Here is a 13,669-nt window from a genome sequence, read left to right as displayed (position 1 = left end):
GGGTAAAGGGAATTAAGGGGGCTATAAAATGATTAAAGATTATAATTTAGAGGATTTATACAGCACAGTTGATTGTAAAGAACTTGGGACTGACTTAGAACTACTACAAAAAAATATAGCTTTATTGAACGAACATACTAAAAGTAGTTTTATAAATAGAGAGAATTTAATAGAAAAGTTAGAAGAATATATTCAGATATCTGAAGAGATAGTTAACACTTACACAAAGATTACATCTTACTGCTATTTAAGATATTATGCTAACTCAGATGATAAAGAAGTCTTAGGAGTTGCTGGACAAGTTGATCAGATATATGCTAAATATCTTGAAGCTGAGGCTGTTTTTAAGAAATGGTTAAAAGAAGTAAAACTTAATAGTGAAGAGCTAGAGTGTTCGGAGGGATTAAAAGCATATTTACACTATATAAAGTCTAAGGCTGATGAAGCTAAGCGCACATTAGGTGATAAGGAAGAATACCTAATATCTTCAATGAAAAGTGTTAGCTCCGATGCATGGAGAAATCTTTATTTTGAATGGTTTTCTTCGCTTCAGGTTGAGGTTATAGTGAAGGATAAAGTTGAAAGAGTTCCTTTCTCTGTAGCAGAAAGTATGCTTGCAAATGGCTCAAAAGAAGAAAAAGAAAGAATATTTAAGGCTGAACTGGAGGCTTTAAAATCAATAGAAAATATTTCTGCAACTTGCCTAAATAACATAAAGCAGGAAGCAATAATTCTATCAAAGATTAGAGGATACGATTCTGTGCTTGAAGAAACTACTGCAAAGTCAAAAATGGATCTACACACCTTAGAGCTTGCGATGTCAAAGCTTCAAGAAAATCTTCCTATACTTCAAAAATATTATAAGGTTAAGGCAAAAGCTATGGGGTACCCAGAAGGAATGCCATTTTACGAAACTACCAGTGTTAAGTTAGACAGTAATAAAAAGTTTACTTTAGATGAAGCAAAAGATTTGATCGTAGACAGTGTTAAAAGCTTTAGTCTACCAATGGCTCAATTCATGGAAAAGGCTTTCCAAAGTGGATGGGTAGATGCAGAGGCTAGATCAAAGAAATTTCAAGGAAACTTTTGTATGCCTTTACTTCCAATAAAGCAGATAAGAGTATCATCAAACTTTACGGAAGATATTAGCTCGGTACTATCCTTAGCTCATGAACTTGGACATGGATATCACTTTTACTGCATGAGAGAGGAAAGTATACTGAACACAGAAGTTCCTATGGCAATAATTGAAACTCCTTCAATCTTTAGTACAACCGTTGTTAATAATGCTCTTATGAAAAATGCAAATGCTAAATTGCTGATAGAATTATTAGGATTTGATTTAGATTGCATAATTGGAGATATACTTGTTATGTATAGCCGTTATATATTCGAAAAGCAATTATTTGAGGCTAGAGAAAACAAGATTCTCACTGCTACAGAGCTTAATAAAATTATGATAAATGCTCAGAAGCAAGCTTTTGGGGATACCTTAGATGAAAGCTATTTGAACCAGTATGCATGGATTACAAAATCTCAATATTATAATGCTGAGAATAACTTTTATAATTTCCCATATATCTTTGGTGACTTGCTATCTAAGGTGTTCTATGCCATGTATTTAGATAAAGGACAAGAGTTTGTAAATAAATATGAAAGGTTTTTAGTGAGTTCTGGAAAAGGAGATTTATGCGCTATACTGAGAATAGTTGATATAGACATAAATAATCCGAGTTTTTGGGATAATACCTATATGATAATTGGAGATATGATAGATAGGTATATAAATCTATTTGAATAGAAAAGCAAAGAGGAGTAAAAAGAGATGCTCATATGTTGTACCAAAAACTTCAAGAAGCAGCTGGAATAAAGCCTGAGAATATTGAATAAGTTCGTTTTATTGAACCTTTTTATTTCTATATAGTTATGTATTAAATAAATGTTGGTGATTATATAGGATAGCTTGTCCTACAAAATAACAACATTTATTTAATACATTTAGCCAGTAGATTTTTCATGTTAGTTATATACTTACACAGAAGCAGGTCTTTTTGATTATTTATATTGCATTTTGAGAGGTAGTGAGTAATATAATAATTTAAGCTACAAGCTATTTAGTAATTATAGAGATAAGCTAAATTCTAAATATGATTATTAGTTCTAAAGTTTTCAAGCGCCTTGGCTATACTGCCGTATATTAAAATATTTACTCTGGCTATAATAGCAGATGGGTCATCTTTCATACCTTTACCAATCCACTCAAGCATAAGGCCTACAAAGGCATATTTATAAAAATGGGCTATAAACGCCTTATCATCATTTCTTACAGTGATACCACTAGCTTTTTCTTCTACAACACCTAGTAACAGATTATAAGTTTCGCTATAAAGGTAATTTTCTAAGTGTTCTCGATTAAGGGAATGATATGTATTTAATACAAAATCCTTATTTTTAGACACGTAATCAAATATTTGCATAAATCCCTGCTGCCAGGTATCATATGTCTTTTTTCCTCCAAGGGCCTGCGAAGCTTCATTAGTATAAATCCATTCAACAAGATCATATATGTCTTTAAAGTGATAATAGAAGGTTTGTCTATTAACTTCACAGTCTTCTACAATATCAATGATAGTGATTTTATCCATAGGCTTTTGCGATAATAACTTTTTTAACGACGCAGCAAGTGCTTTCTTAGTTGTTTGTGCCATGTGTTCCCTCCGATTCTGAGTCACTATAAATATAATGAAAAAGAAATACATCTTTTTAATAATATACGATTAAAATGTCTAGATTAATAAAAGTTTTAAATAAAAACAAAAAGCAAGTGCCAGAAGTTTATTAGTTTATAGGTTTTGATAAGCAAAAAATTTGAGTCAAGCACTTACAATATATTATATAGCTTATGGAGAATGTTAGCTATATTACATAACAATGTGCATTTAAATTTGTATTAAATAAAATTTTGATTTGGTCAAAATTTATATGAAAATCCATGACAAAAGCAATTAAAAGAAGAGACAACTAAACGGATGTGCTTGTAAAAATTAATACAATTTCCACATTATTTCTTTGCTTTTTTGAAAAATTATGTATAATAGAAAGGGCTAATTTTTTAAAAGAACAAAAGGATTTAGAGGGTTACTTTGCGAAAGTTTGATTTGTGCATGTGTAAAAATGGTTTTCAGATTGATGACGTACATCTTTGTAGAAATCCAAATTCAAGTATTAAGTAATTAATGCTAAAAGTTATAGGTGTATTATTTTCGAACATGCATTACTTAAGTTTTCGTAATGGAATCTTATAGCATAAACCCTGGTCTAGAAAGGTTGAAGTAAGTGAAAGATTTTTATGGAATTTTAGAATTAGAAAAACAATCTACAAAGGAAGAAATAAAGGGAGCATATTTTGCAGCTGCAAGAAAATTTCCTTTTGATAGATATGAAGTAGAATTTATGGACATCAGAAGTGCTTATGAAGTTTTAAGTAACCATAGGACAAGGACTGAATATGATGAAGTTGTTCTTATGTCTAATGAGATAAAAGAAAAGTATGAAAAGGCAAGTGATTTGATCAAAGAAGGAGAACTAGGCTCCGCTGTTAAGATCCTTGAGGAAATATTAAAAGATAATCCTAAGCTACTAATTGTAAGAGCTCTTTTGGCTGAAGGTTATTTGAAGAATAATAATAGTGGGAAAGCTATAAAGCTTTACGAAGAACTTGCAAAGGAAGAGCCTGAAAATGCAGCTTTTTCAGGTTATCTTGCTAATTCATACCATATTAGAGGATGGCAGAAGAAGGCAATAAAGGCCTATGAAAGAGCCTTAGAACTAGATGTTGATAATATATCTTTATGGATTGGGCTTTGCGATGCTCATACAAAGGATGAAAATTATGATGAGGCTAAGAAGACTATTGAAAAATCTCTAGAGGCCCAAAAGGAGATAAGCTTTATTGCTACATTATATTTCAGGCTTATAATGCTAGAAATAAGCTTTGGAATGAACTCTTTAATAAGCGATCTTACTGATAAGCTTGTAGTACTTGCTCAAAACAACTCAAAAATTAAAGAAGATATAGCATGGATACTTTGTGATATATCAAGATATTTCATGCAGTTAGGTGGAGCTGAAGAGGCTAAAATGCTTAATGATGCAGCTATAATAATTTTGCCTCAGGACGAAAATGTGTTAGATACTAAGAAAGAAATAGAAAACTTTAATAAGTATGCTGACTTATTTGATAAATTGAGTAATGATGATGAGATAAAGCAAGAAATAGGTGTTCTTATTGGGCTTGAAGTGCTTCCAGACAGTGTTTTAGATTTAGACGAAGACGGAAAAGATGCTATGGCTTACTATAATGAATATCAAATATTATCTCAATACGATGATTTTAAAGCTACAATTCAAAGACTTAGAAAGGTTTACCCTGAGTTTTATGATTTGATTAGGGATTTCCTTGATAAAGCAGCTAATGATGGTGAAAGAAGAAAGATGCTTAAAGGTTATGAAAAGCATAGTGATAGATTCTTCGAACTTATAAACGGATCACCAGATTTATTTAAAGGTGAAGAAGATAACTCTGCTGATGGTCAATCAGCTCCAGGCGGCATTGATGATGATACTGTAGTTACATTTGTTAGAGAAGAACCTAAGATAGGAAGAAATGACCCTTGTACTTGTGGAAGCGGTAAAAAGTATAAGAAGTGTTGTGGTAAGTAGCTATAAACTTCCTAACTTAACAATTAATTTATACATGCCTGAAAGCCTCAATAGGTCAAAATTATTGTGCATGTTTAAATTAGGGAGTATTCAATATTAGCTTACGAGAAGGTAATTTTGAATAATAGAATAATAGCATAAAAAAGGCAGCTGTATCTTTATAGCTGCCTCTTTTATGCTTTAAGAAAACTACTTTCTAAATCTATTGATCTGTAGTTGCAGTGTTTACTAATATATGAATATATTGTAGGATGAAAATGGTGAATATTGCAATTTTAATTGGTGATTAAAAAATAGGTGTTATCTTAAGAGAAGCAAAGCTATGGCATGATAATTTTAGGATAATAAGATATATATGCTAAAACGAGGCGATAAAAAGGGAAAATTAGTAGTAGAATATTTATTATAAAAAGTTTTTTCTAAAGATGTACCAATAATAGGAGAAAATTATATGAACAAAAAGAAAACTACTGTATTAGTAATATTAGTGATTTTGGTGATAATTGCTAGTACATTACTAATGAAGCAGAATATTCCGGCTAAAGTAAGTGAACACAGAAGCATAGCAGCTCCGGATAGTATTATCTATTATAAGAAAGATGGTAATGTTACTTTAACTAAATCAGACTATAGATTTTATTCTATTCTTAATATAACTAATGAAAGAGTTAAAGGAATTAAAGATATGTCTCCAAGTATATTCATGCTAGATGACTTAAAGAAGAAGGGAATGTTACTGGAGTTTGATTATTCTGAGAAGCAGACCTTTCAGTATGCGGCTAAGCCTACTGAATTGAGAACTGTTACTTATACTAAACTTTATTTTGATTTGGATAAAAATGATAGTAAGAGTAATCAAATGGATTTTGAAGGTGAAGGCTATGGTCCAATTGGCCCATTACTTCCTGATGATAAACTGTTAGAAACATTGAATAAGTAGTTTTGGAGTTTGGGTAGTTATAGATGAACCACTTCGTAATAAAACTTATTATTTTTAAATTCTCTCACCAAAACCCGTGAGAGTTTTAAAAATAGATTTCGGATCGAAGTAGTTCATCTTTAAAAGAAATTTGCGATACGGAATTTCCGGACCACAAAAATCTCAGATTTATTAGGCTGTGTTTTAACATGATGTTTGAACATAGCCTTTAGTTACAGATAAACTAAAAAAGAATTATATAAAAGTAAAAGGAGTAATTTTAATGAATTTTGAAGAGATAAATTTAAAGGAACTTGATTTTAATCCTTTTAAGAAAGTAGATGATTGGGCACTTTTAACAGCTGGAACAAGAGATGAATTTAACATGATGACTGTCACAGGTGTTATGTGTGGAAAGTTCTTTCTTAAACCTATGATTCAGGTATACGCTCATCCTGATAGATATACCTATGAGTTTTTGAAGGATAGTGATTACTTTACGGTGTCTTTCTTTGACATTCCACACCATCCAGCCTTACAAGTTTGTGGGAAAGTCCATGGTAATGAGTGTGATAAAGTGGCCGAGTCTGGGTTACACCCAATTCCATTTGAAAATACAGTGATTTTTGAAGAGGCAAAAATGATTTTTGTATGCAAAAAGGTTTATCATACTGATGTAGAAAAGGAAAATTTTGATTCACAGGAATTGTTTAAAGAATATTATAAAGATATGTCAACATTCCATACTATTTTTCTTGGTCAGATTGAAAAGGCCTTAGTACGAAATGATAACTAAACTAAGGAATATTTATGCCGAAGCTTAATTTCACTAAATACTAGACTAGTTATATGTTAAAGTTTTAAGCCTTTATCAGTTCTTAAAAAAATAAAACTAATAAGGTATTGGATAATAAACTGCTTAACTTTAACAACAGTCTCAAATGTATGATAAATAATAGAATGCTGATAGTTTCTTATGGTAGAAATAGGGTATACATAATTAAGCGTAATATTTCTCCAAGCAATTGCTGTTGACATTCTTGAAGTGTAAGAGTAGAATAATAAGAAAAATCGTAATTTGAGGTGAAAAGATGTATAATTTTTCTTGCTAATTTTTAAAGTACAACAGACACAAATATAAACGGAGTAATTCTGTTTTTTGTCGTACTTTTTTATGCAAGAAAGTTATTCTTTTTTCTCTTAACATATACTTTTGTGCTATGCTTTATTGCCTAGCCTAACTTTGTATATCTATGAGCTGTAAGAATGATAATTTCTTGCGGCTCTTATTTTTTTGTTTTTTAGCATAGATAATGTAAAACATTCTATGAAAAAACTTAAAATTAGATTGATAATGCTATAAATCATATTTATGGTAAGAAGCATAGGAGGAGGATTAAAAATGAAAATTGAAGATACTTTGCTAACGCATGATATTCTCCATATAGAGCCGGTTACTTTTGGCGACGCTGATATGGAGTAATAACAAGGTCGCCTTTTGTTCCGACTTTGTTATTTAGAACATTATAAAAGAAGGATCTTAAGATCTGCTTGCATTTTATACTTTGTCCATTGCTAGGACAGAGTCTTAAAGATAGCTTTAGATTTGAGGTTTTTCTGATTTAATTACAGAGGAGGACGATACTATGTCTATGATAAATGTTACTAATCTAACCTTCGCTTATGAAGGTAGTTATGATAATATATTTGAAAATGTAAGCTTTCAAATCGATACTGATTGGAAGTTAGGATTTACCGGAAGGAATGGAAGAGGGAAGACTACTTTTTTAAATCTTCTTCTTGGAAAATACGAATATAAAGGGAATATTTCAGCTAATGTAAATTTTGAATACTTTCCTTATGAAGTTAAAGACCAAGAGAATTTCACCATTGATGTTATAAGAGAAATCAGTCCAAATTCAATGGATTGGGAGATAGTAAAAGAATTGTCTATGCTTGATATGGACTATGATGCTTTATATAGGCAGTTTTACACACTATCTAAAGGAGAGCAGACTAAGGCTCTGCTTGCTGCAATGTTTTTAAAGGAAAACTCCTTTTTGCTCATTGATGAGCCTACGAATCATTTAGATATTGAAGGTAGAAAGAAATTAAGTGATTACCTTAAAAAGAAGAAGGGATTTATCTTGATTTCACATGATAGAGCTTTTTTGGATAACTGTATTGATCATATCTTGGCTATAAATAAAACCAATATTGAAATACAAAAAGGCAACTTTTCTTCCTGGTGGAGAAATAAAGAATTGCAGGATGGTTTTGAGCTGGCTGAAAATGAAAAGCTTAAGAAAGACATTAATAGGCTTTCAGCAGCAGCAAAACGTTCCTCAATCTGGTCTGATAAAGTTGAGAGTAGTAAGTTTGGAACTACTAATTCTGGAAGTAAAATAGATAGAGGTTATGTTGGACACAAAGCTGCAAAAATGATGCAGCGTGCTAAGAATATAGAGGCTAGACAGCAGAATGCCATTGAAGAAAAATCAAAGCTTCTTAAAAATATTGAATCCAATGAAAGCTTAAAAATAGTTCCTCTTACCTTTCACGATAGAAAACTTGTGGAACTTTCAGAGGTTTCAATTCATTATGATAACAAGACTGTGTGTGAAAAAATAAGCTTTACCATTGAGCAAGGGGAAAGAGTTGCAATTCAAGGAAAGAATGGCAGTGGAAAATCAAGTATCTTGAAATTGATAAATGGAGAAAATATCCCTCATGAAGGTATTGTGAGAAAGAATAATAAACTGATAATTTCCTATGTTTCTCAAGATACCTCATCACTTCAGGGGAATCTTACTGCTTATGCAGAGAAAAATTCTATAGATGAAAGCTTATTCAAAGCAATGCTTAGAAAGCTTGATTTTTCAAGAGAACAGTTTGAAAAGAACATGGAAGACTTTAGTGGAGGGCAGAAGAAAAAGGTGTTAATAGCTAAAAGCCTATGCGATAGAGCGCACCTTTATATTTGGGATGAACCACTAAACTTTATTGATGTTATTTCACGTATGCAGATAGAAGAACTCTTGATGGAATATGAACCAACAATCTTGTTTGTTGAGCATGATGTTACATTTTGTGAGAACGTGGCGACTAAAACTATAAGATTGTAGTGGCTGGTATATATAAGTGGGTTTCAGACTTAGACCAAATGACTTGTAGCTATTATGACTTGGAAGAGCAAATTTTAATTGTAGAAAAAATCCCCACTGTATAGCCACAAGTTATAGGATTTCAAATTAAACTATAGAATTCAAGAAAATAAAAGGTATAGCAGAGTTTCTGCTATACCTTTTCCTGCGTCTTAAAGCAAATTTCATATCAGTAAACAGCTTTTCTTGGATAAGAAACGGATGTAATGAATGATATTTTAAATACCTATAGTTATGTATTAAATAAATGTTGGTGATAAAAATGATAGCTTGTACATATGGCATAGTGGTTTGATTTAATGATAAAAAGTTAAATTAATAATGTAAAATGTGGACAAGTATCCTTTGAAAGAATAACAACATTTTCTTAATACAGTTCCTTATATTGTTTTAAATGTCATAAGAATCTCTTTGAGATTACTAAAAATCTTTTGTTATTAAAATGGTTATTCACAAAATAGAAGGTATCCCCCTTTGTGCAGTAATGACAACTGCTATTATATCCACCTTTAAATTGAAAATAATTAACTCAAAATTAAGAGAATTCTTATAAAAATACATGCTATTAATCTAGTTATATTCTAAATGTGATATTATACTAATATATGGATATATTGTAATTTAATAATAGTAAACGATGATTTTATCAACAAAATGATTTCTAAGATTTAAAGTACTAAAATAGAGTGATGAATTTAGAACTTTAATATACCGATTGTTGATGAACCATCTATTTTAAAACTATCTTATAATAACATGTGAGAGTTCAATTTAAGAGTGAATAAGCCTTTAATTAGTGTGATTTGAGGATTAGAAAAGGATAAAGATAATATTAATATAATTATTTTAATAGAGGTTTGGGGGGAGAAAAATTAAACTATTGAAAAATCCAATAACAATAATTTGTCTCATTATAATTATCATAGGTATATTTACTAATTTGCCTGAGAGCAAATACTATGATAAAGAGTTAAAAGAGCTGGTGAACCAGAAAAAAGCACAGGTAATTGAAGTTAACAAAGATATGAAGATAGACAATGATACTGTATCAATTAAAAGAATTATTAACACTGATGATAAAACTTATATTAGATCTATATATAGAACTTCCGAACCAGGTTGGTCTTTTTCTACGACTAATGTAATTAATATATTTGATGATAAAGGGAAAAAATATCAGTATAGGGGTGGAGAAAACAAAGGTAAGATATGGGGACAGGATGAACTTATGGAAGTTGAAAGAATTGATGAAGATGCAAAATATTTAATTCTCAAACTAGACTGGTATGATAGAAAGGCTGAAATGACCATTTCACTTGATAAGGAGAAGAATATCAATGAAAATAAATAAGATAAGCATAAGTGTAATTATTGAATGGAGTATAGCAACAGTACTTCTATTCATATGCTACAAATATTCATTTCTATCATATGGTAGCTTTTCTCCATTAAAAGCTCATGAACTGTCGGAGAGAACGTATCACTATGGACCTTCAAAGATAATAAAAGAGATAGACTTAGGCAAACAAAAAATATATTTAGGTAGATATAAGGATTGGTTTTCGGCAGATACAGTTAGAAAGGAACTAATTAAATGGTATCCAGGAGATGGAGTAGGAGGGTACCCTATAGATTCATCAAAGCAAGTATCTTATAGTTGGAGTGGATCTAGCACTAAGAACAATGAGATGTTTATGAAGGTCTATGGTTATGTAAGCGATACTAAAATAACCACTATTCTAATTGAAGGGGAAGATAAGATAAGTGAACCGAAGTATCAGTTAGATGAAAGCAGAATGTTCCTCTTTAATTGGAATAAAGATAGTAATTCAAGAAATACAAAGTATCTTGTGGGGTTGGATAAAGACGGAAAAGTTATTTATAAAGAAGAACTTGTTAGCATATAAATTTATGAAAGGCGGCTGTTGATTTGGAGCAACAGCCGCCTTTTTATATGGTGTACATGATTGTATTATCAAACTCTCCCCTCAGAAACAAAAGGAGTTTTGAAAATAGATTTTCCATTGAAGTGTTTCAACTTTACATATAGTTTCAGCCATAGAGCTGCTAACAATATGAGATCATATAAATTTTATGCTATTGGGTCTTTATCCTTTAAAGAAAATACTATAAATGGTACTGTGAATCCTAGTATACTTAAAATTGTATAGAAAGTAGCATTTTCTGGTTTGTAGAGTTTGTATAGTTTATTTAATGCAAATAGTACAAGAATAAAGTTGACCAACGACACTAAAGTGCCTAAAATATGCACATGGCGAAATACTACAAATATGATGGAGGCTACTGGTAGTACAATCTCAATGTTTGGAACTTCATAATCAAAGATTTTTAGACCTTTAATTAGCTTACCTAGAATGTACAATTGAGCTATAGGAATCCATGCCACCCAAGGATTTTCCAGTCCTTGACGAACTGCCATTTTGTATAAAGCATAAGCCATAAAAATATATAGAACTAAAGATATTATGGAGAAGAAAAATAAGAAAAATCCTAATAGAGCAAAAAATTGAAACATTAAATCACCTATCCTTTATTATTTAATAATTTATATTAGCTATTGAGATTAAATATTACAGTGGACAAATATAATATTAAAAGACTTTTTAAAAAGTATCTGGGAGGTTAACTATCTTGGGGATATTTAACAATTATAAGTTAACCTATGTAAGTTCTTCCTATTATAAAAAGGTCGCTGAAGAAGGTTTCTGCAGCGACTTTTCTACTATATAGTTATTATTAATATGTTTGATTACTTTATAGGACACACACCTGCTGCACATTCACTATCATCTAGATCATGTTCATCGCCATGCTCATATTTCATTAATAGTTTAGCATCGAAAGGTTTCATGTTTGATAATCTATTTTCGTATTCCTCTTTTGTAATGGCTTCATAAGGTAAAAGAGGGTAGTAGCTATCATCTAAGGATAAGAAGGATATACCAACTATTGAATTCCAGTTTTCATAAACCCAGTCTTCAACTAAATCCCACTCATTTTCTCTTACACTTACAGTAATACTTGCATTGTGGTCTACGTAATTGTCCATAAACATTTTATATATTTCAAGCTGCTCAATTGCTGAAACATCATATTTTGTTTTGCCCTTAGGTGCCTCAACAGGGAACTCAATAACTAAGGTTCTGGCATTTTCCATTGTAGAACCATTTTCAGGGTGTACAGGATAGCCTAATTCTTGACATACTTTAACTAATGCATCTTCAGCATTTATCCTTATTCTTCTCACATAGTATGGAGAGTGAGAAAAATGAAGCCCACTAGAAACCGTAGGAAGCAGTGACAAAGTACCTTCAGGTTTTAAAGTTGTAACAAGCAGTGATCTATTTAAGCCTAAAGAATCTGCTAATTCATCGGCAGCTTTTCTAGCAGTAAATCTTAGTTTCTTTAGTAAATCAACTTGATCAGCTATATTCATGCCTACTGCATTAATAGCATCTTGATACCCAGTGATACTTACCCCTAGAAGTCTATCTCTCTTTAATTTATAATCCCATTCTGGAAGCTCTAATTCTACAAGTGTTAATCTGTAGGAAGCTCTAGTTAATAATGAATGAGTTTTTAATAGTGCATCTATATCAAGCTTTCCATCTTTTACATGAGCCAAAATATTTGTAGTAACTAAATTACAAGTTTGACGGTCGTCTAGTAGCACCTCTCCACAGGGATTAGTTCCTTTAAAATTAGGATTACGTCTTAAAGCCTCTGCTCCATTATAGCTTGCTGGTTCGCCACTAAACCTCATTTGCTGAAACTGCCATTTCCAAAAATCTTTAGAAGGTTTTTCAAAGTGGATTATGGTATTATTGGATAATGCTCTGTGTATAATATCTTCATTTACAACCCAATTACCATCTGAATCTTGAGTGTATAAGCCATTCTTTGCTTGAATTGTTTCAGAATCATTGGCATCTATTAAGCCGATTTCAGCAGATCTTCTAACTCCGCCCACAACTACATTTTCAGCAATTATATTTGCAAAATCTAGCATATCAATAGCGTGTATCTTACCTTCAACAGCATTATTTCCAATCCTATTGTTAACTACCTTGTGGAACTTAATAAACATATTTTTTAAGCTATCGTGTCCAGAGGCAGTTCCTCCGAAACGTATCAATCTTTCTCCTCTAGGTCTTACGCTATCATAATCTATCTCAATTGTTGAGATATGCTTATATTCTTTTCTAGTAACTATGTCAAAATACATTCTTAAAGCCTGAGCCCATCCTTCTTTAGAGTCGCCTACATGTATAGTTGCTTTAGTATTTTCATTAGAAAAATCTAGAGCTGTAGATTCTAGTCTGCTATTTTTACTTTTAGGTTCATACTCCTTATTTATAACTTCAACAAGTCTTATTTTAGGAAGATATTTAACATCCTCTTCAAGAACTCTAAATCCTACGCCTGTTCCAACCATTAATGCATAAAATAGTTCGCCAAGTTTATCAAAACCATCCAATATGATAAGGCTGCAATTAAAATTTGCAAGAGCATGATCATTTACAGCTGAAGTTCCACCTATCCAAAAGGTACGTCCGCTAAGAAATCCTTTTAGGTTAAATACTAAATCGAATAATTCTTCAGCTTCTTCCTTAGAAGTATCAGGAGCTAAACTGCAGTTATATTCAACAGCTCTTTTAACAGTTTCAAGCCATGATTCGCGTCTGCCTTCCTTTGGCAACCATCTTGAATAAGTTCTATAGTAAACAAAACTTCCTAATGGAGCTAATGGATTAATCTCCGCATATTGATTTAAAAATTCTTCAGTTAATAATTTCTTCATTAAAAAATCCTCCTTGAAAAGCATATCTTCCTTCTTAAAGAT

Annotated in this window: 11 protein-coding genes; 8 read left to right on the top strand and 3 right to left on the bottom strand. The window is 31.3% G+C overall.

Features of this window, described 5'->3' with window-relative positions:
- Positions 1-28 precede the first annotated feature (28 nt).
- Positions 29-1,801 (top strand): M3 family metallopeptidase, encoded by a 1,773-nt coding sequence (locus tag bsdtw1_RS13005; RefSeq protein ID WP_183277988.1) that lies wholly within the window; start codon positions 29-31, stop codon positions 1,799-1,801.
- 340 nt (positions 1,802-2,141) lie between these two features.
- On the opposite strand, the gene bsdtw1_RS13000 is transcribed toward bsdtw1_RS13005, so the two are convergent.
- On the bottom strand, positions 2,142-2,708 hold the full coding sequence (locus tag bsdtw1_RS13000) for a TetR/AcrR family transcriptional regulator (RefSeq protein WP_183277987.1): 567 nt from the start codon (positions 2,706-2,708) through the stop codon (positions 2,142-2,144).
- Positions 2,709-3,336: 628 nt separating this feature from the next.
- Here bsdtw1_RS13000 and bsdtw1_RS12995 point away from each other — a divergent pair.
- The 7 genes from bsdtw1_RS12995 to bsdtw1_RS12965 all read left to right on the top strand — a co-directional run bounded on the left by bsdtw1_RS12995 (position 3,337) and on the right by bsdtw1_RS12965 (position 10,712).
- Positions 3,337-4,722, top strand: a complete 1,386-nt coding sequence (locus bsdtw1_RS12995; RefSeq protein ID WP_183277986.1) for a tetratricopeptide repeat protein — start codon at positions 3,337-3,339, stop codon at positions 4,720-4,722.
- Positions 4,723-5,173: 451 nt separating this feature from the next.
- Entirely contained in the window at positions 5,174-5,662 is a 489-nt protein-coding gene (locus tag bsdtw1_RS12990; RefSeq protein ID WP_183277985.1) for a hypothetical protein, read from the top strand.
- A gap of 262 nt (positions 5,663-5,924) precedes the next feature.
- Complete coding sequence (locus bsdtw1_RS12985) at positions 5,925-6,437, top strand: flavin reductase (protein ID WP_183277984.1); 513 nt, start codon at positions 5,925-5,927, stop codon at positions 6,435-6,437.
- A gap of 850 nt (positions 6,438-7,287) precedes the next feature.
- Positions 7,288-8,766: an Lsa family ABC-F type ribosomal protection protein gene (locus bsdtw1_RS12980; RefSeq protein ID WP_183277983.1), complete on the top strand. Its 1,479-nt coding sequence runs from the start codon at positions 7,288-7,290 to the stop codon at positions 8,764-8,766.
- Positions 8,766-8,870 (top strand): DUF1398 family protein, encoded by a 105-nt coding sequence (locus bsdtw1_RS23740; protein WP_205245285.1) that lies wholly within the window; start codon positions 8,766-8,768, stop codon positions 8,868-8,870. Before bsdtw1_RS12980 ends, bsdtw1_RS23740 begins: the two co-directional genes overlap by 1 nt.
- A gap of 815 nt (positions 8,871-9,685) precedes the next feature.
- Positions 9,686-10,156, top strand: coding sequence for a DUF5643 domain-containing protein (locus tag bsdtw1_RS12970; protein ID WP_183277982.1), 471 nt, complete (start codon positions 9,686-9,688; stop codon positions 10,154-10,156).
- Positions 10,143-10,712, top strand: a complete 570-nt coding sequence (locus bsdtw1_RS12965; RefSeq protein WP_183277981.1) for a hypothetical protein — start codon at positions 10,143-10,145, stop codon at positions 10,710-10,712. The genes bsdtw1_RS12970 and bsdtw1_RS12965 overlap by 14 nt, the downstream gene beginning before the upstream one ends.
- A gap of 185 nt (positions 10,713-10,897) precedes the next feature.
- On the opposite strand, the gene bsdtw1_RS12960 is transcribed toward bsdtw1_RS12965, so the two are convergent.
- Entirely contained in the window at positions 10,898-11,341 is a 444-nt protein-coding gene (locus tag bsdtw1_RS12960) for a hypothetical protein (RefSeq protein WP_183277980.1), read from the bottom strand.
- A 234-nt stretch (positions 11,342-11,575) separates the two neighbouring features.
- Positions 11,576-13,627 carry a ribonucleoside-triphosphate reductase, adenosylcobalamin-dependent gene (gene nrdJ, locus bsdtw1_RS12955; protein ID WP_183277979.1) on the bottom strand — a complete coding sequence of 684 codons (2,052 nt, stop codon included), beginning with the start codon at positions 13,625-13,627 and terminating at the stop codon, positions 11,576-11,578.
- Positions 13,628-13,669: the final 42 nt, after the last annotated feature.

The sequence above is a fragment of the Clostridium fungisolvens genome (assembly GCF_014193895.1).
GTDB lineage: Bacteria > Bacillota > Clostridia > Clostridiales > Clostridiaceae > Clostridium_AR > Clostridium_AR fungisolvens.
The sequence above is the reverse complement of the archived record's forward strand: the minus strand, read 5'-3'. Positions and strand labels throughout refer to the sequence as shown.